The sequence below is a fragment of the Streptosporangium sp. NPDC000239 genome (assembly GCF_040300765.1).
Taxonomy (GTDB): Bacteria; Actinomycetota; Actinomycetes; order Streptosporangiales; family Streptosporangiaceae; genus Streptosporangium.
In genome coordinates this window covers 358,661-375,223 of sequence record NZ_JBEPEI010000004.1, presented here as the reverse complement: position 1 = coordinate 375,223, position 16,563 = coordinate 358,661, and the positions used below count along the sequence as shown (strand labels likewise).

Below are 16,563 nucleotides of genomic sequence, written 5' to 3'. Positions count from 1 at the left end.
GTGGTAGGCACGGAACAGTGACGAACGCTCCCCGCGCCGTCCTGGCCGCGACATTCGCCCCAGGAGACACGGCCGTCCCGGCAGCCAGGCGGTTCACCATGGAGGTGATGACCGCCTGGGCGGCCGCGTCCCTGCTCACGCCCGCCGAGCGGCTGGTCGCGGAGTTCGCCCGCCAGGCCGGGGACGCGCCGTTCGAGGTCGTCTGGAGTCACCTCGGCGACGGCCTGCGGATCGAGGTGCGGCGGCAGGACACCTCGGAGCCGGCGTTCGAACGCCCGACCGTGCCGGTGGAGGAGTGGGGCGTCACCTTCACCGACGACCAGCGTACCCACTGGGCGGTACTGGGCCTGTCCGGCGAGGCCGAGGGGCAGGCCGCCGAGTGGAAGGCGGAGGAGCCGAGCCGCGGGCCGCTCTGGATGGGCTTCCTCGCCAACGCCAGCGACCTGCTCGCCGGGACCCTCAACCCCGACATGGTGCCCGCGATCATCTCGCAGATCGTGGTGCCCCGCCTGGCCACCTGGTGCGCCGTCTACACCTGGAGCGACAACGGCGGCCCGCAGCGCCCCGCCTACCTGTGGCACACCGACGAACGCGGCATCGACGGGCTGCGCGAGGAACTCGCCACCGTCCAGATACCGCAGGCGGGCGGCGCCATGCAGCTCGGCGACTGGCAGGTGCTCGTCGTCCCGCTGCTGGCCAGGGGCAGGGCACTCGGCGCGATGTGCCTGGGGCGCCCCGACCACTTCGCCGAGGACGTCTTCCAGTACGCCGAGGACATCGGCCGCCGCGCCGCCCTCGCCATGGACAACGCCAGGCTCTACGCCACCCAGGCCGCGGCCAACCGGGCGCTCCAGCGCAGCCTGCTGCCTCCCGACGAACCCGGCGAGATCCCGGGCCTCGACCCGGCCGTCGTCTACGAGCCCGCCGGTGAGACCAACGAGGTCGGCGGCGACTTCTACGACCTGTTCGCGGCCGGGGACGACTGCTGGCGCTTCGCGGTCGGCGACGTCTGCGGCACCGGCCCCGAGGCCGCCGCCGTCACCGGCCTCGCCCGCCACACCCTGCGCCTGCTCGCCAGAGAGGGGTACGGCGTCGCCGCCGTCCTCGACCGCCTCAACCAGGCCATCCTCGAAGAGGGCGACCGCGCCCGCTTCCTGACCCTGCTGCACGGGGAGATCAAGCCGGTGCCGACCGGGCTGGACGTCTCCATGGTCTCCGCGGGCCACCCCGAGGCGCTACGGCTGCGGCCGAGCGGCGTCGTGGACACGGTGGTGACCTCCCAGTCGCTGCTCGGTGTCTTCCCCGAGGCGACGTTCAAGGCCCAGCTCGTCCACCTCGACCCCGGCGATGTCCTGCTCGCGGTGACCGACGGGGTGACCGAACGCCGCCAGGGCGGCAGGCTGCTCGACGACGACGGGGGACTGGCCAAGCTGTTCGCCGAGTGCGTGGGACTGTCCGCGCGGGCGGTCGCCGAACGGATCCGCCGCGCCGTACAGGACTTCGCCACGGAACCCAGCGCGGACGACCTGGCGATCGTGGTTCTAAGAGCTAGGTGATCAGGGGCCTGGGGTTATGTGTTTGCGGGCGAAGTCGAGTTGGGCGGACATCTGGGTGATGCGTTCGGCGACGACCAGGGAGCCGTGGCCGGCGTCGTAGCGGTAGACCTCGTGGGGGTGGTCGCGTTCGGCCAGGCGGGAGACGTAGGTCTCGATCTGTCCTATGGGGCAGCGGGGGTCGTTCTCTCCGGCCAGGATCAGCACCGGGGCCTCGACCTGGTCGACGTAGGTGATGGGGGAGCACCTCGCGTAGCGTTCGGGCTGTTCCTCGGGGGAGCCGCCGAGCAGGGCGCGGTGGTAGGCCCGCAGCGCCTCGGTCTCCTCGCGGTAGGTCGCCAGGTGGTCGGCGATGGGTACGGTGGCGATGCCCGCCGCCCACATCCCCGGCTGGGTGCCCAGGCCGAGCAGCGTGAGGTAGCCGCCCCAGGAGGCGCCCGCCAGCACGAGGCGGGTGGGGTCGGCGATACCCCGTTCGATCATGGTGGTCCGCACCGCGGCCACGTCGGCCAGCTCGATGTGGCCGACCTCACCGACCAGGGCGTCCCGCCAGGCGGAGCCGTACCCGGTCGAGCCTCGGTAGTTGATCCGCACGACGGCGAAGCCGTGGTCGACCCAGGCGGCCACCTGAGGCACGAAGGAGTCGTCGTCCTGCGAGGTCGGGCCGCCGTGCAGCAGGAAGACCGTGGGGAAGGGGCCGGAGCCGCGTTCCGGGCGTGAGACCAGGGCGTGGATGCGCCCGCCGGGCCCCTCGACGTCCAGGTCCTCGACCGGTACGGACAGCGGCGCGGTCGGGCCGCCGTGGCTCACCACGATGTGGCCGTTGGTCGACCTGATCACCGGCGGGTGGGCGCCGCTCGACCAGGAGTACTCGACGGAGTCGTCGGGCCGGGGCGTGGCACCGTCGATCACCCCGTGCGGGGTGTCGATCGGGGACATCCTGCCGCCGGGAAGGTCGTAGTGGTGCAGGTACGTACGGCCCCGGTTGGCCCGCACGAGCAGCAGGGAACGGCCGTCGTCGTACCAGTCGGCGGTGATCTCACCGGAGTCGCGCAGCCAGATCTCCCGCTGGTCGCCGGTCTCCGGGTCCCAGACCAGGGGCTCCCTGCGGCCTCTGCGCTCGTGCAGGGCCAGCAGCCTGCGATCGCCGAGCACGGGCGCGAAGCGCAGGCCCAGCACGCCCTTGCCCTCGCCGTCGCGCAGGTCGCCGACCACCGTGCCGTTGCGTCTGAGCACCCGCAGCGCGGGGTGGCGCGAGTCGCCGTGCTCGCTGTGGCTGATCGCGATGAGGGAGCCGTCCAGGGAGATCGCGGCGACGGAGGCGGCCTCGGTGTGCTCGTAGATCACCCGGGCGGGTTCGCCGGGCCGTACGAGGCTGACGGTGAAGCCCTCGCCGGGCCTGGCCATGCCGATGGCCGCCTCACCCGTCGCGGCCAGGGCGATTCCCGAGGGGAAGCCGGGCTCCAGGTCGATGGGCTCGTCGGGGCCGCCGTAGAAGGGCTGGCGCATCCAGCCGCCCCACTCGTCACCGTCGGTGTCGGAGAACCACCAGACCCACTTCCCGGTGGGGTCGATCGTGCCGTGCGAGGTGCCTTTGGGACGCGTGGTCACCTGGCGGGTCGCGCCTGTCGTGCGGTCCCAGGCGTAGATCTCCCAGGTGCCCGAGGCGTTGCTCCGGTAGACGTTCCTGGCGGGGGCCCGCCGCGCCCACACGGGCAAGGTCACGCGGGGCGCTCGGAACCTGGATTGCCAGCGTTCCTCCGCCTTCATATATCGCTTCCCCTCGTCAAGGCGTGGCTTCAAGCGTCCAGGCGCGGGCTCGCCGGATTGCCGTCCAGTATGTCGCCTCCACCACTGGTTTGCTTCATTAATGTGTGGGAATTTCGGACTAAATGTCACTCCAGTAACACGAATCTCGGAGGCATCTGTCAAGTTAACGGCTTGATCAGAGACGGCGGTGAAAGATAGACATATAGAAAGAAGCCGTCACTTCACTGGATTCCGGTAGGTCTGCGATCCTCGCTCGCATAGCGTGAGAATCGGTGTGCCAGGCGCTCGGTCCCATGCCCACGACGGCCTCGACCGCGTCACGTCCGAGGGCCATGCCGAACTCGTGCAGGCTCCGCCCGGCCTCGACGAACCGGTCGCCCAGGCTGTCGGCGACCCGCCGCTCCTTGTCCTGGTCGACCGAGAGCAGCCCGAGCCGTTCGACCAGCGGTTCCAGGTGCCTGGAGGTCGGGGTGACCACGACCAGCGTGCCGTCGGGCGCGAGGACCCTGGCGAACTCGGGACCGTTGCGCGGCGCGAACACGTTCAGCAACACCTCGGCCGAACCGCTCCTGAGAGGCAGCGGCCGCCACACGTCGGCCACGACGGCGCCGAGCCGGGGATGGGCCCGCGCGGCCCGCCTGAGCGCGTGCTTGGAGACGTCGAGCGCGACACCGACCGCCCCCGGCAGCCGGTCGAGCGCCCCGGCCAGGTAGTGCCCCGTGCCCGCCCCCGCGTCCACGACCACCCCGGCGTCCGTACCGCAGGCGCCCGCGACGGCCTCGGCGAGGGGGGCGAAGTGCCCGGCCCCGAGGAAGGCGTCCCTGGCCGCGACCATGTCCGCGCTGTCGGCCGTCCCCGGCGCCCGCGAACCGGTCAGCAGGCTGACGTATCCCTGCCTGGCCACGTCGAAGGTGTGTCCCGTGTCACACCGTACGGCCCGCTCGTCGAGGGCCAGGTCGCCGCCGCAGACCGGGCAGACGAGAAGATGGACGACGTCGGCCAGCATCCGTCCATCATCCCGCCTCCCGGGGAGTGCCCCGCCCCGGCCCCTCGTCCTGTTCTGAAGGGGAATTCAACTCAGTGCCGTACAAGCCGGTTCCAAGTGGCGGGCCGTACAAATTCGAAGCATGAGAAGGACATTTTTCGCCGGTGCCGTCCTCGTGGCCCTCGCGGCGGGCCCGGTCACCGCGCTTCCCGCCGCGGCGGACTACCGGCTGGGGTCGGTCAGGACCTCGGCCGGCCACGGCGGCTACGCGAAGGCGACCGTCAGGATCACCTCTTTCAGCGCCGAGACGTTCAAGGTGTACGGCACGCTCTACGACCGCGACCCGCACCGTGACCACTGCGCCTACATCAGGGCCAGGTTCCACTACACGGGCGGTGGGACGGGGTGGGCGCAGCCGCGCGTGACATGCGCCCCCAGTGGCTCCTACCGGCTCGGCTCGGACGGCGAGATCACGAGGGTCGACATCAAGATCTGCCTCTACGACCGCAGGACGCGTTCACTCGGGTACTGCCGGGTCGACTCGATCAGGAACGAGGACCTGGCGTACTGAGCGGGGTCGGCGAGGCTTGACACCCCTGGCGCCCTGGTCGGGAGACCTCGGACGGGTCGGCACGGGGAGAGGAAAGGGGCGGTGAGGGAGAATGGGCGGATCATCGCACGCGGCCCGGCCTGCGGTGCGTCACACCCACATTCGCCATAGCGCCGTCAAGCCGTGGACGAACAGGAGAGCCGATGCCACATCAGCCGATGACAGTCGCCGGAGTCGAGGTGTTCCCGCTCTGCGACGCCGTGGGCCCGATGGGCGGGACGGTCCGGCGCCCGCTGACGGAGCTGTTCCCCGGGGGCGGGCACCGGGAGACCGACGAGTGGGTGCTGCACTTCCACTGCTACCTGCTGCGTGACGCGGCCGGCCGTACGGTGCTGGTGGACACGGGGGTCGGGCCGGAGGACTCGCCCGCCGCGAGCTGGGCGCCGGTTCCCGGCGTGCTCGGCGCGGAGCTCGCGCGGGTCGGCGTCACCGCAGAGGAGATCGACGCGGTGGTCGTCACCCACCTGCACAGCGACCACGCGAGTGGCGTCGTGGTCGGCGGGTCGCCCGCCTTCCCCAACGCCAGGCACCTGCTCCAGCGGGCCGAGATCGAGACGGCGGAGGAGACGGCCCTCGACCGGTTCGTCAGGCCGCTGGGCGAGCGGGTCCAGGTCGTCGAGGGCGGGGCCGAGGTGTTCCCCGGCATCAGGGTCCTGCACACCCCGGGCCACACACCCGGTCACCAGGTCGTCCGGGTGGGAGACCTGGTGCTGACCGGTGACGTGGTGCTGCACCCGGTGCAGCTGGCCGATCCGTCGATCCCCTACCTGTACGACGACGATCCCGACCTCGCCGTGGTCACCCGTACGAAGCTGCTCGAACAGGTCGAGGCCGAGCGGGGCGTGATCGCCACCGCCCACTTCGCCGAGCCGTTCACCCGGCTTGGGGGGTGACCTCGGGCTCGGCCGTCCGTACGGCCGCCAGCAGCCTCCGGGTCCTGCGCCGGTAACGCAGGACCTGGAGGGCGCTCAGCGCCCAGATCGGATACTGGACGGCCAGGGCCCAGCGGAAGGACTCCAGGGTCGTCTGCCCCGTCAGGTCGAGGACGATCCCGACCAGGGCGATCAACGACATCGAGGCCACGAACCCGCCGCCGTTGACGATGCCGGTCGCCGCGCCGATCCTGGCGGCCGGGTTGAAGGTCCTGGCGTAGTCGAAGCCGATCATCGACCCCGGCCCGTTGGAGGCCAGCACGACCACGAGCACCACCAGCAGCCACAGCGGGGCCCGTCCCGGCCAGGCCAGTACGGCGGTCCACGCCGCGGCCGTGCTGCCGACCACGACGAACACCATCCGTGAGCGGTGGAAGGGGAAACGGCCCGCGAGGTAGCCCATCAGCGGTCCGCAGACCATGCCGCACAGCGTCAGCGTGGACAGCAGCACACCCGCCGTCGCGGGGGACAGGCCCTGCCCCTGGACCAGGAACGGATACCCCCACAGCAGCAGGAACGCGGCGGCCGAGCACTGGGTCGCCGCGTGGGTCCACATGCCGAGGCGGGTCCCCGGCTCGGCCCAGGCGGCGCCCAGGCTCGGCCGCTCCGCCGTCCGCGCGGGCCGGGCGTCGCGGAGCACGACCAGCAGCAGCACCGCCGAGACCGCCCCGAGCCCGGCCGCGCCGACGAAGGTCGGGGTCCAGCCGTTGACGCGCAGGGAGTGGATCAGCGGCACCGTGGAGGCGATCGCGCCCACCTGCCCGATCAGGCCGGTGAGCTGAACCATCAGCGGGTTGCGGCGGGCGGAGAAGTGGACGTTGACCAGCCGGATCACGCTGATGAACGTCATCGCGTCGCCGCAGCCGATCAGCGCCCTGCCCGCGATGCCGCCGGTGAGCCCGTCGGCGAACGCGAAGACCAGCTCGCCGCAGCCCATCACGACCGCGCCGGTCACCAGCATGCGCTTCGAGCCGAACCGGTCGACCAGCACCCCGACGGGCACCTGCATGGCCGCGTAGACCAGCAGCTGCAGCATCGCCAGGACGGAGAGCCCGGCCGCGCCGACCCCGAGCCGCGCGGCGGCCTCGATGCTGGAGACGCCGAGGGACTGGCGGTGGAAGACCGCGATCACGTAGGCAAGGACGCCCACGGCCCAGAAGAGCCCCGCCTTGGCTCGTGGAGTCATGGGATGAATATACGTTTATGCCCTTTTTGCCGAACCATTGGGGTCCCCGGGGTGGGGCTGTGGGCGGTACGTGTGCCCCGGGTCGTCTTTGGGCGGGTAGTGGGCGGGCTTCGGTGTCGCGCTCCGGACGGGCTGTGGGCGGTGCGTGCCCCGGGCCGGCTTTGGGCGGGCGGGATCGTGGTCGGGTTTCGGTGTCGTGTCCTGGATGGGGCCGAGGTGACGCTGATGTCGTGGATGGGCGTCAGCGTCGTGGGTAGCGGATGAGCAGGCTCGCGTGGACATCCCGGTCGCCGACGGCCTCGTAGGAGTGCGGCACGTCCGACACCCAGCCGATGTGCTCGCCCGCCCCGGCCGTCAGCGTGCGGTCCGCGGCGACGACCCTGAGCGTCCCGGAGAAGACCGTGATGTGCTCGGTCACCCCCCGGTGATGGGCCGGGGAGGTCTGCGCGGCGCCCGCCGGGACCGTCATCCGGTAGAGCTCGTAGGTCACCTCCCTCTCCTCGAACACCTCAAGGAGCACGGCGGCGACGGCCGTACCCCTGATGGTGGTGCCCGGGGCGGCGGGGGCGGTGCCGAGGGCCACGGCCAGCGGCACGCCGAGTTCGGCGGTCACCGACCAGAGCGTCTCCAGGGTCGGATTGCGGGTGCCGTTCTCCAGGCCGGAGAGGGTGGCCTTCCCCACGCCCGCACGACGGGCCAGTTCGGAGAGCGACATGCCGCGTTCCTCGCGCAATTGGCGGATTCGCAGGCCGATGTCGTGAGTGTTGCTCTCCAGAGCTGGACGAGGGGTTTGTGAGTGGCACTCCATGGGGCTATGGTGCAGCATGCCCGCTGTTCCGTTTACGGAACGATCGTCCGCGCGTCGTTCGGAACGGGTCGGGTGAGATGCGCATGCCGTCGGGCGGGGTCGCGTGCCGCCGGGCGGAGAACGGAGAACGATGTCACGCCTTCTGCAACCGGCCCTCGCCGGGATCGTCACCGCGCTCGTCGGCTTCGCCAGCTCCTTCGCCGTGGTCCTGGCCGGGCTGCGGGCGGTCGGCGCGGACCAGGACCAGGCGGCGTCGGGACTGCTCGCCCTGTGCCTGGCCAACGGGGTGGTCGCGATCTGTCTCGGGCTGTGGCGGCGGATGCCGATCACCATCGCCTGGTCCACCCCCGGCGCCGCGCTGCTGGTCGCAACCGGCGCCGTCGAGGGCGGCTTCCCCGCGGCCGTCGGCGCCTTCGTCGTCTGCGGCCTGCTGATCGTCGCCGCCGGGCTCTTCCCCGCGCTCGGCCGCCTGGTCGCGGCCATCCCGGCCCCTATGGCGAGCGCCATGCTCGCCGGGGTCCTGCTCGACCTGTGCGTGGCCCCGGTCAGGGCGCTCGGCGAGGTGCCGCTGATGGCCGCCCCCGTGGTGCTCACCTGGGCGCTGCTGAGCCGCTTCGCCGCCCGGTGGGCCGTCCCCTGCGCCCTGCTGGTCGCGGTCGTGGCCATCGCGCTGACCAGCTCCGGCCTCGGCGCCGTGGGCATCCGCCCGGTCGTGGAGCTCACCGTCCCCACCTGGAGCCCCCAGGCCATGATCAGCGTCGCCCTGCCGCTGTTCCTGGTCACCATGGCCTCCCAGAACGTGCCGGGCATGGCGGTCCTCGCCCAGTACGGCTACCGCCCCCCGCTGCGCGGCATCCTGCTCGGCACCGGTCTGGCCAGCACGGTCGGCGCCCCCCTCGGCGGTCACGCGGTGAACCTGGCCGCCATCACCGCCGCCCTGGCCGCGAGCCCCGACGCCGACCCCGACCCGGGACGCCGCTGGATCGCCTCCGTCACGGCCGGTGTCTCGATGATCGTCCTTGGCGTCGGCTCCGGACTGGCCACCGCGCTGGTCCTGCTCTCCCCGCCGGTGCTCATCGAGGCCGTGGCGGGCCTGGCCCTCGTCGGCGCGCTCGTCTCCGCGCTCGCCGCGGCCCTGGCCGACCCGGACGGCAGGCAGGCGGCCGTGATCACCTTCGTGGTCACGGCCTCCGGGATGACCCTGTTCGGGATCGGCGCCGCCTTCTGGGGTCTGGTCGCCGGAGGCCTGATGACCCTCCTGTACGGCGGACGGAAGGCTCCGGTGGCTCCGGCGGAGCAGGAGAAGGCCGAGCCCGCCCTACGCTGACCCGCCTTCCCGTCCGGCGGCCGGGCGCGGAGCCGTACCGGGCGGGAAGGCGCGGTCCCACCTCGTGGTCCCTACTTCGACGGGCGGGTGTGGCGGCCCGCGACGAGCTGGTCGGCCGAGTGCTGACGGGGAACCTCGACACGGGGGTGCGGGGCCGTCGTCTCGGGGTCGGCCGTCTCGGGGGTCTCCGCGAGCTTGCGTTCGAGCTCCTGCTTCTCCCGCTCCAGGCGGTTCATGCGGTCACGCGCCTCAAGACGGGAGGCGCGCAGCCTGCTTCGCCGTACGGCGGAGCGGCGGGTCCCGGCGATCAGCAGGGCCAGGCCGAGCAGGAAGACCGCGCCGGTCGCGGCTCCGGCGAAGAAGAATTCCAGCTGGGAGAGCTGGAGGGTGCGGTCGAAGACCGTGAACGTCGCGGTCGCCGTCGCGGTGGCGGCCTCGTCCCAGGAGACCGCGACCACAGTCGCGCCCGCGAGGACGATCAGGAGGACTCCAAGAACCAACATGTGACCTCATCTCGGGCTGCTTGTGCTGTGCTGGTCACCCAAACTGCCCCGGGACGGCCCGATTATGCGGGTCCGGCCGCAGGAGGGGGGATCGCCCGAGGTGGGCGGCCCGACATGGTCCGGTGCGCGTCGGGCCGTGTGTGGAGGCGTCCGCGGCTGACATGGTCAGGCGCGCGTTCGGCCGGGTGGGGGATTCGCAGGGGATTATCCGTGGACGGGCCGTGGTTGCCAGGGAGCATGACGCAGATCGACGTCGTGGTCATCGGAGCGGGGCAGGCCGGGCTGTCCAGCGCCTACTTCCTGAAGAGGGCCGGTCTCGACTTCGTCGTGCTCGACCGCTCACCGGCTCCCGGCGGCGCCTGGCAGTTCCGCTGGCCCTCGCTGACCCTCGGCGCCACGCACCGGGTGCACGACCTGCCCGGCCTGCCGCTGGGCGACCCCGACCCCGGCCGTCCCTCGGCGGAGGTCGTCTCCGAGTACTTCGCCCGCTACGAGCGGACCTTCGACCTGCCGGTGCTGCGCCCGGTCGAGGCGCGCTCCGTCGAGGAGGGGCCCGAGGGCAGGCTGCTGGTGCGGACCTCGGCCGGCGACTGGTCGGCCCGTGCCCTGGTCAACGCCACCGGCACCTGGGAACGCCCCTTCTGGCCGCGCTACCCGGGGCAGGAGACCTTCGCCGGACGGCAACTGCACACCGCCGACTACGTGAGCGCCGAGGAGTTCGTGGGCAGGCACGTCGTGGTGGTCGGCGGGGGCGCCTCCGGGGTGCAACTCCTCATGGAGATCGCCCGCGTCACCACGACCACCTGGGTCACCCGCCGCCCGCCGGTCTTCCGCGAGGGACCGTTCGACGAGGAGGCGGGACGTGCGGCCGTCGCCAGGGTGGACGCCCGGGTCCGGGCGGGCCTGCCGCCGGGCAGTGTGGTCGGCGCGACCGGTTACCCGCTGACCCCCCAGGTGCGGGCCGCGATGGCGGCCGGGACGCTGAACCGGCTGCCGATGTTCGACAGGATCGTCCCCGAAGGGGTGGTCTGGGATGACACCGGTGATCTTGTCAGGGCCGACGTGATCCTTTGGGCCACCGGGTTCCGGCCCGTCGTCAACCACCTGGCCCCGCTGCGTCTGCGCGAGCCCGGCGGTGGCATCCGGGTCGAGGACACCGTCGCGGTCCTCGACCCCCGCGTCCACCTGGTCGGATACGGTCCCTCTGCGAGCACCATCGGGGCCAACCGCGCGGGCCGTACCGCCGTCAGGCACATCAGGAGGCTTCTCGAAGCCGTTTCCGAGGCCGCCTGACCGGGTTAGTGTGAAACGCCATGGACCGCACCCGCCTGTACCGCAACGGGGCTCTGAAGGCCGAGGGTTTCCCCATCGGCGAGGTCTCCGAGCATGTCGGGGACCCCTCCGCCGTGGTGTGGTTCGACCTGTGCTCGCCGACGCCCGCCGACCTGGAGACGATCAGCGAGGAGCTCGGACTCCACCACCTGGCCGTCGAGGACGCCCTGCAGAGCCACCAGCGCCCCAAGCTGGACAGCTACGACAGCCACCTGTTCATCACCGTCTACGGTGCCAAGCTGCACAGCGGGAGTCTCGACCTCGTCGAGATATCCGTCTTCGTCACCAAGAACGCCCTGGTGACGGTGCGGGAGAACCCCGGCTTCGACATCGACGAGGTGGTCAGGCGCTGGGACGCCAACCCCGAGATGGCCAGGTACGGCGTGCCGTACCTGCTGCACGGCCTGCTCGACTACGTCGTGGACGGCTACTTCGACGTGCTGCAGGCCATGGACGACCGGGTCGAGGCGCTTGAGGACGACCTGTTCGCCGACGTGCCGGGGGACCGGGTGCACATCCAGCGGCTGACGTTCGAGATGCGCAAGAAACTGGTGCGTTTCCGGCGGCTGGCCGTACCGGTGCGGGAGGTCGTCGGCAGTCTCCTGCGGCGCAGCGTGGAGATGGTCGACCCGGCGCTGACGCCGTACTACCAGGACGTCTACGACCACACCCTGCGGGCGGCGGAGTGGACGGACTCCCTGCGCGAGCTGGTCGGCAATGTCAGGGAGGCCCACATCAACCAGCAGGGCTTCCGGCTCAACGACATCATGAAGCGCATCACCAGCTGGGCCGCGATCATCGCGGTGCCCACGATGATCACCGGCTTCTACGGCCAGAACGTCCCCTACCCGGGCTTCGGCCACACGGCGGGCTTCTGGATCTCCACCCTGGCCATCGTGATCACCTCGGCCGCCCTCTACACCGCCTTCAAACGCAAGGGCTGGCTGTAGCGTCAGGGCTGGTAGGGCGGCATGACGCCCCAGCCCCAGCGCGGCACCGGCTCCTCGCCCGGCTGGGAGACGCCCGGCTGGGAGAAGTGGACGGCCAGCCGGGTGCCCCATTCGATGTAGCCCGCGAACGCCGCCCTGAACTCCGGGTCGGAGGGCAGGCCGACCTCGTCGGCCGCGTCCATGAGCAGGCTGACCCACCTACGGCGCTGCGGTTCCGTGATGCCCCTGCCGAGGTGGTGGGAGATCATGTGCGAGTGGCCGCCGCGTTCTCCGGTGTAGCGGGCGGGGCCGCCGAAGACCTCGCCGAGCCACATCGCCACGTACGCGGGGTGGCGGGGATCCATGTGCGCGAAGAGCGGCCCGATCAGGTCGTCGTCCATGACCCGCCCGTAGAACGTCTCGGTCAGCCGTTCGAGCGCCTGCGCGCCCCCGGCCCATTCGAACAACGTGGGCTCGGTCTTCTCGATCACCTTCTCGTAGTGCCGCATCTCCTCGATGTTCGACACATACGGCTTGATCTCCGCGAAGAACTCCTGGAAGTGCTCACTGCCGCGGAAGCCCTGGAGATGGTCGTGGGCCGACGTCCAGGTGATGCGCAGGACGTAGCACTCGGGCTCCTCGACGCAGCGGGACAGCTCGTAGTCGAGGCACTGCGGCGCCCGCCCGAGCGGCACGACGGCACGCCGGTAGGCGGCCTCGAACTCCTCCCCGTCGGGAACCCGGTAGCGGATGTACTCAACAACCATCACACAACTCCCTTGTAACTATGTAATCGACATTACATCACCGTTTCATGCCACCTTCGTCGGCCTGGCGGGGGCGTCCGGTCCCGGGGGCGGTGCGTCTTCAGGGCGTCCGGTGCTCCCGCCTCCCGATGGGCCCTCAGGGGCGCAGGCCGTGGAAGACGACGTCGAGTGCTCTGGTTCGTAGGGTCTCGTCCCAGTTCTGGTGTTGGGCGGCCAGGCAGGCGGCGGTCAGGAGGGCCAGGATCTCCGGCATCTCCACCTCCCTGCGCACCTCGCCCGCCTGCTGGGCGCGGACCAGCAGGGTCTCGACGGCGCCGCGGATGTCGTGGGCTCCCGCGGTCGCGGCCTTGACGTCTATCCCGGCCTCGGTCAGGGCGTCGGCGAAGATCTTCTTCGGGGTGGCGTCCTCCACGACGCGGGCGAAGAAGGCGAAGAACGCGGCGCCGGGTTCGGCCGCCTCCGCCAACGCCCGCGCCTCCTCGGCGAGCCTGCGTTGACGGTCGACGACGATCGCCTGGTAGAGGGCCTCCTTGGTGGGGAACTGCCGGTAGATCGTGCCCACGCCGACCCCGGCCCGCGCGGCGATCGCCCGCATGGGGGCGGAGAGGCCGTCGCGGGTCAGGACCTCCTCCGCCGCGCTCAGCACGCGCGCCAGATTGCGCTGTGCGTCCGTGCGCATCCTCGCCCTCCGTTCTTCACGATCGTTGACAACCGGAACAAGCGTTCCGTATCGTTTCGCGCATTCCAAGCGGAACGCTGGTTCCGATTCTATCGGGGGTATTTCCATGGATCACGTACGGCTCGGCGGCTCCGGCCTGAAGGTCTCTCGCGCCTGCCTGGGCACCATGAACTTCGGCACCGGTCCCGGCGTGGGCGGCTGCGAGGAGGCGGAGGCGATCCGCGTCATCGACGCCTTCCTCGACGCGGGGAACAACTTCATCGACACCGCCGACATCTACCACGCGGGCGAGGCGGAACGGATCGTCGGCAAGGCGCTGCGCGGACGCCGGGACTCGGTGGTCGTCGCGACCAAGGCCTTCGGTCCCCAGGGGCCGGGCCCCAACGACCGGGGACTGTCCAGGGCGCACCTGACCAGGGCGCTTGAGGCGAGCCTGCGACGTCTCGGCACCGATTACATCGACCTCTACCAGTGCCACCAGTGGGACCCCGAGACCCCCGTTGAGGAGACGATGGCGACCCTCGACGGGTTCGTCCGTTCGGGAAAGGTCCGCTATCTGGGCTGTTCCAACTTCACCGCGCCGCAGATCGTGGAGGCGCAGTGGGCCGCCGAACGCGTCGGGGGCACGAGAATGGTCAGCCTCCAGCCGCAGTACTCCCTGCTGGCCAGGCTGATCGAGGCGGAGATCCTGCCCGCGTGCGAACGCCACGGTCTGGGCGTCGTCACCTACGCCCCGCTCGGCGGCGGTGTCCTGGCGGGCCGCTACCGCAGGGGTGTCGCCCCCGGCCCGGACAGCAGGATGAGTTCCCTGCTGGCGATGTCCAGCCCCGCGGCCGACCGCTGGGCGGGGGAGATGCTCAGCGAGCGCAGTCACGGCATCGCGGACGAGGTGGCCGGGGTCGCCGCCGAACTGGGCGTCACGCCGGTCGAGGTGGCCATCGCCTGGGTCGCCGCCAGGCCGGGCGTCACCTCGGTCGTCATCGGCCCGCGCGACCTGGGGCAGTACGAACGGAACGCGGCCGGATTCGCCCTCGGCCTTCCCGCCGAACTGGCCGCCCGGCTTGAGGAGGTCTCCCGGCCCGCGCGCCGTCCCGTGACCGGGGCGTCCTTCTGATCGAACTTCGGAAAAGCTGATATTTCCGGGTATGGCATGCCGTACCCGGCAGATAACCCGCTTTCCGGCTGTTCTATTCTGCGAAGGCCATTCTGACCAGCAGGCGAAGGAAATCCCGTGACCTTTTCGGCTCTGAACCTCGACGAGCTGACCGCTCAGCGTGACCGCGCCCGGCGCGACTACGACGCGCTCGTCCAGCGCGGTCTCTCGCTTGACCTCACCCGGGGCAAGCCTTCGGCCGGCCAGCTGGACCTGGCCTCCGCCATGCTGACGCTGCCCAGCGGCCACACCGCCGCCGACGGGACCGACTGCCGTAACTACGGTGGCGGGCAGGGTCTGGCCGAGCTTCGGGCGATCTTCAGCGGCCTGCTCCAGGTGCCCGCCGCCCAGCTCGTCGCGGCGAACAACTCCAGCCTGTCCCTGATGCACGACACCCTCGTCCACGCGCTGCTCAGCGGTGTGCCCGGTGGCGAACGCCGCTGGGTGGACGAGCCGAGGGTCGCCTTCCTGTGCCCGGTGCCGGGGTACGACCGTCACTTCGCGCTGGCCCAGCGCTTCGGCATCGAGCTGATTCCGGTGCCGATGAACGACCAGGGCCCCGACATGGACGTCGTCGAGGACCTCGTGCGGCAGGACGCCCAGATCAAGGGCATCTGGTGCGTGCCCAAGTACAGCAACCCCAACGGCGTCTCCTACGCCGACGAGACCGTACGGCGCCTGGCCGCCATGTCGACGGCCGCCTCCGATTTCCGGATTTATTGGGACAACGCCTACGCCGTACACCACCTGACGGACACCCAGGTCGAGATCGCCGACATCCTGGCGCTGTGCGCGGAGCACGGAAACCCCGACCGCGCCTTCGTCTTCGGCTCCACCTCGAAGATCACCTTCGCCGGGGGCGGCGTCGCGTTCTTCGGCTCCTCCCCGGCGAACGTGTCCTGGCTGCTCGGCCACACCGGCAAGCGCACCATCGGTCCCGACAAGATCAACCACCTGCGGCACGTGGAGTTCCTCAAGGACGAGGCGGGCGTTCTCGACCACATGCGCCGCCACCGGGAGCTGATCCGGCCGAAGTTCGACACGGTCGACCTGATCCTCGGCAAGGAGCTCGGCGGAACCGGCCTGGCCACCTGGTCCAAGCCCCTCGGCGGCTACTTCATCAGCCTCGACGTGCTGCCGGGGTGCGCCCGCCAGGTGGTCAGCCGCGCCGCGGAGGCGGGCATCGCGCTGACCCCGGCCGGTGCGACCCACCCCTACGGCGACGACCCCGCCGACAGCACCATCCGCATCGCGCCCACCTACCCCGAGCTGCCCGAGGTCGAGCTGGCGATCAGCGGCCTGGCCGTCTGCGTCCGCCTGGTCGGCACGGAGAAGCTGCTTGAGCAGGCCCGGTAACGGCTTGGGCGAGCCTGACTGGTCGCGGCTGTTCCACGCCTACGGCGTCGCCGTCGACGTTCCCGCCCACCTCGACGCGCTGGCCGGCGACGACGAGCGGGCGCGGGTCAAGGCCGTCGACCACCTGTGGGCGGCGGTGATCCACCAGGGAACGCCCTGGTCGGCAACCCCGCCCGCGGCGCTGGTCGTCGCCGGGCTGCTGTCCGATCCCCGTACGGCCCGGCGCCGGGTGGCCTCGGCGCCGCTGCGGGCCGTACTGCTGGACTTCCTCGGGGAGGTCGGCGAGGCCGCCCAGCCCGAGGTGCCGCAGGAGGAGATCAGGGCCGCGGCCGACCCCCGGGGACGGGAGGCGGAGATCGCCGCGACCCTGGAGACGCTGCTCAGCGAGGACTCCGAAGACTCCGAGGAGAGCGAGGACGTCTGGGACGAGGAGGCCATTGAGGTGATCATGGCCCAGGTCGTCCTCGATCTCAGGGCCGCGGTGCCGTACCTGACCGAGGCGGTGGCCGCGTGCCTGGCCGAGGAGGAGCCCGCGGTGCGCGACGCCGCCTCGAAGGCGCTGGCCGTCCTCAGGCGCGTGCCGACGGACGGTTCCTCAGACACGTAGGGGCCGGCTCGCGGGTACGCCGGTCAGGCGCGCGGCCGGCTCACGGGTTCGCCGGTCAGGCGCGCA

Annotated in this window: 16 protein-coding genes; 9 read left to right on the top strand and 7 right to left on the bottom strand. The window is 71.3% G+C overall.

Going from position 1 to position 16,563, the window contains the following annotated elements; translation table 11 throughout:
* The first annotated feature begins 17 nt into the window (after window positions 1-17).
* Window positions 18-1,556 (top strand): PP2C family protein-serine/threonine phosphatase, encoded by a 1,539-nt coding sequence (locus ABT340_RS14000; RefSeq protein ID WP_352011094.1) that lies wholly within the window; start codon window positions 18-20, stop codon window positions 1,554-1,556.
* On the opposite strand, the gene ABT340_RS13995 is transcribed toward ABT340_RS14000, so the two are convergent.
* Window positions 1,557-3,323: a S9 family peptidase gene (locus tag ABT340_RS13995; protein ID WP_352011093.1), complete on the bottom strand. Its 1,767-nt coding sequence runs from the start codon at window positions 3,321-3,323 to the stop codon at window positions 1,557-1,559.
* Window positions 3,324-3,498: 175 nt separating this feature from the next.
* A complete protein-coding gene (locus ABT340_RS13990) occupies window positions 3,499-4,329 on the bottom strand; it encodes a putative RNA methyltransferase (protein WP_352011092.1) in 831 nt (276 codons plus the stop codon).
* Window positions 4,330-4,450: 121 nt separating this feature from the next.
* Here ABT340_RS13990 and ABT340_RS13985 point away from each other — a divergent pair, with 121 nt between their 5' ends.
* Both ABT340_RS13985 and ABT340_RS13980 read left to right on the top strand, forming a co-directional pair.
* Window positions 4,451-4,879: a hypothetical protein gene (locus ABT340_RS13985; RefSeq protein WP_352011091.1), complete on the top strand. Its 429-nt coding sequence runs from the start codon at window positions 4,451-4,453 to the stop codon at window positions 4,877-4,879.
* A 182-nt stretch (window positions 4,880-5,061) separates the two neighbouring features.
* Complete coding sequence (locus tag ABT340_RS13980) at window positions 5,062-5,811, top strand: MBL fold metallo-hydrolase (protein ID WP_352011090.1); 750 nt, start codon at window positions 5,062-5,064, stop codon at window positions 5,809-5,811.
* Here the strand turns inward: ABT340_RS13980 and ABT340_RS13975 are convergent.
* On the bottom strand, window positions 5,792-7,036 hold the full coding sequence (locus ABT340_RS13975) for an MFS transporter (RefSeq protein ID WP_352011089.1): 1,245 nt from the start codon (window positions 7,034-7,036) through the stop codon (window positions 5,792-5,794). The genes ABT340_RS13980 and ABT340_RS13975 overlap by 20 nt on opposite strands.
* 241 nt (window positions 7,037-7,277) lie before the next feature.
* Window positions 7,278-7,844: a helix-turn-helix domain-containing protein gene (locus ABT340_RS13970; protein WP_352011088.1), complete on the bottom strand. Its 567-nt coding sequence runs from the start codon at window positions 7,842-7,844 to the stop codon at window positions 7,278-7,280.
* A gap of 130 nt (window positions 7,845-7,974) precedes the next feature.
* Between ABT340_RS13970 and ABT340_RS13965 the strand changes: the two genes are divergently transcribed.
* A complete protein-coding gene (locus ABT340_RS13965; protein WP_352011087.1) occupies window positions 7,975-9,171 on the top strand; it encodes a benzoate/H(+) symporter BenE family transporter in 1,197 nt (398 codons plus the stop codon).
* Between the two features lie 71 nt (window positions 9,172-9,242).
* Here the strand turns inward: ABT340_RS13965 and ABT340_RS13960 are convergent, their stop codons facing one another.
* Complete coding sequence (locus ABT340_RS13960; RefSeq protein ID WP_352011086.1) at window positions 9,243-9,674, bottom strand: hypothetical protein; 432 nt, start codon at window positions 9,672-9,674, stop codon at window positions 9,243-9,245.
* A 237-nt stretch (window positions 9,675-9,911) separates the two neighbouring features.
* Between ABT340_RS13960 and ABT340_RS13955 the strand changes: the two genes are divergently transcribed.
* Window positions 9,912-10,967 (top strand): FAD-dependent oxidoreductase, encoded by a 1,056-nt coding sequence (locus ABT340_RS13955; protein ID WP_352011085.1) that lies wholly within the window; start codon window positions 9,912-9,914, stop codon window positions 10,965-10,967.
* Window positions 10,968-10,987: 20 nt separating this feature from the next.
* Window positions 10,988-11,956: a magnesium transporter CorA family protein gene (locus ABT340_RS13950; RefSeq protein WP_352011084.1), complete on the top strand. Its 969-nt coding sequence runs from the start codon at window positions 10,988-10,990 to the stop codon at window positions 11,954-11,956.
* Window positions 11,957-11,958: 2 nt separating this feature from the next.
* Here ABT340_RS13950 and ABT340_RS13945 read toward each other — a convergent pair whose 3' ends face one another.
* Both ABT340_RS13945 and ABT340_RS13940 read right to left on the bottom strand, forming a co-directional pair.
* Window positions 11,959-12,702: a group II truncated hemoglobin gene (locus tag ABT340_RS13945; protein WP_352011083.1), complete on the bottom strand. Its 744-nt coding sequence runs from the start codon at window positions 12,700-12,702 to the stop codon at window positions 11,959-11,961.
* A 136-nt stretch (window positions 12,703-12,838) separates the two neighbouring features.
* On the bottom strand, window positions 12,839-13,381 hold the full coding sequence (locus ABT340_RS13940; RefSeq protein WP_352011082.1) for a TetR/AcrR family transcriptional regulator: 543 nt from the start codon (window positions 13,379-13,381) through the stop codon (window positions 12,839-12,841).
* A 106-nt stretch (window positions 13,382-13,487) separates the two neighbouring features.
* On the opposite strand from ABT340_RS13940, the gene ABT340_RS13935 reads away from it, so the two are divergent.
* The 3 genes from ABT340_RS13935 (at window position 13,488) to ABT340_RS13925 (ending at window position 16,497) form a co-directional block, all read left to right on the top strand.
* Complete coding sequence (locus ABT340_RS13935; protein ID WP_352011081.1) at window positions 13,488-14,495, top strand: aldo/keto reductase; 1,008 nt, start codon at window positions 13,488-13,490, stop codon at window positions 14,493-14,495.
* Between the two features lie 117 nt (window positions 14,496-14,612).
* Window positions 14,613-15,890 (top strand): aspartate aminotransferase type Ic, encoded by a 1,278-nt coding sequence (locus tag ABT340_RS13930; protein WP_352011080.1) that lies wholly within the window; start codon window positions 14,613-14,615, stop codon window positions 15,888-15,890.
* A complete protein-coding gene (locus ABT340_RS13925) occupies window positions 15,874-16,497 on the top strand; it encodes a hypothetical protein (protein WP_352011079.1) in 624 nt (207 codons plus the stop codon). The genes ABT340_RS13930 and ABT340_RS13925 overlap by 17 nt, the downstream gene beginning before the upstream one ends.
* The last annotated feature ends 66 nt before the right edge of the window (window positions 16,498-16,563 follow it).

Coding starts and splice junctions, on each gene's coding strand:
- ABT340_RS13995 (WP_352011093.1), bottom strand. CDS start 3,323: ATGAAGGCGGAGGAACGCTGGCAATCCAGGTTCCGAGCGCCCCGCGTG.
- ABT340_RS13990 (WP_352011092.1), bottom strand. CDS start 4,329: ATGCTGGCCGACGTCGTCCATCTTCTCGTCTGCCCGGTCTGCGGCGGC.
- ABT340_RS13985 (WP_352011091.1), top strand. CDS start 4,451: ATGAGAAGGACATTTTTCGCCGGTGCCGTCCTCGTGGCCCTCGCGGCG.
- ABT340_RS13980 (WP_352011090.1), top strand. CDS start 5,062: ATGCCACATCAGCCGATGACAGTCGCCGGAGTCGAGGTGTTCCCGCTC.
- ABT340_RS13975 (WP_352011089.1), bottom strand. CDS start 7,036: ATGACTCCACGAGCCAAGGCGGGGCTCTTCTGGGCCGTGGGCGTCCTT.
- ABT340_RS13970 (WP_352011088.1), bottom strand. CDS start 7,844: ATGGAGTGCCACTCACAAACCCCTCGTCCAGCTCTGGAGAGCAACACT.
- ABT340_RS13965 (WP_352011087.1), top strand. CDS start 7,975: ATGTCACGCCTTCTGCAACCGGCCCTCGCCGGGATCGTCACCGCGCTC.
- ABT340_RS13960 (WP_352011086.1), bottom strand. CDS start 9,674: ATGTTGGTTCTTGGAGTCCTCCTGATCGTCCTCGCGGGCGCGACTGTG.
- ABT340_RS13955 (WP_352011085.1), top strand. CDS start 9,912: ATGACGCAGATCGACGTCGTGGTCATCGGAGCGGGGCAGGCCGGGCTG.
- ABT340_RS13950 (WP_352011084.1), top strand. CDS start 10,988: ATGGACCGCACCCGCCTGTACCGCAACGGGGCTCTGAAGGCCGAGGGT.
- ABT340_RS13945 (WP_352011083.1), bottom strand. CDS start 12,702: ATGGTTGTTGAGTACATCCGCTACCGGGTTCCCGACGGGGAGGAGTTC.
- ABT340_RS13940 (WP_352011082.1), bottom strand. CDS start 13,381: ATGCGCACGGACGCACAGCGCAATCTGGCGCGCGTGCTGAGCGCGGCG.
- ABT340_RS13935 (WP_352011081.1), top strand. CDS start 13,488: ATGGATCACGTACGGCTCGGCGGCTCCGGCCTGAAGGTCTCTCGCGCC.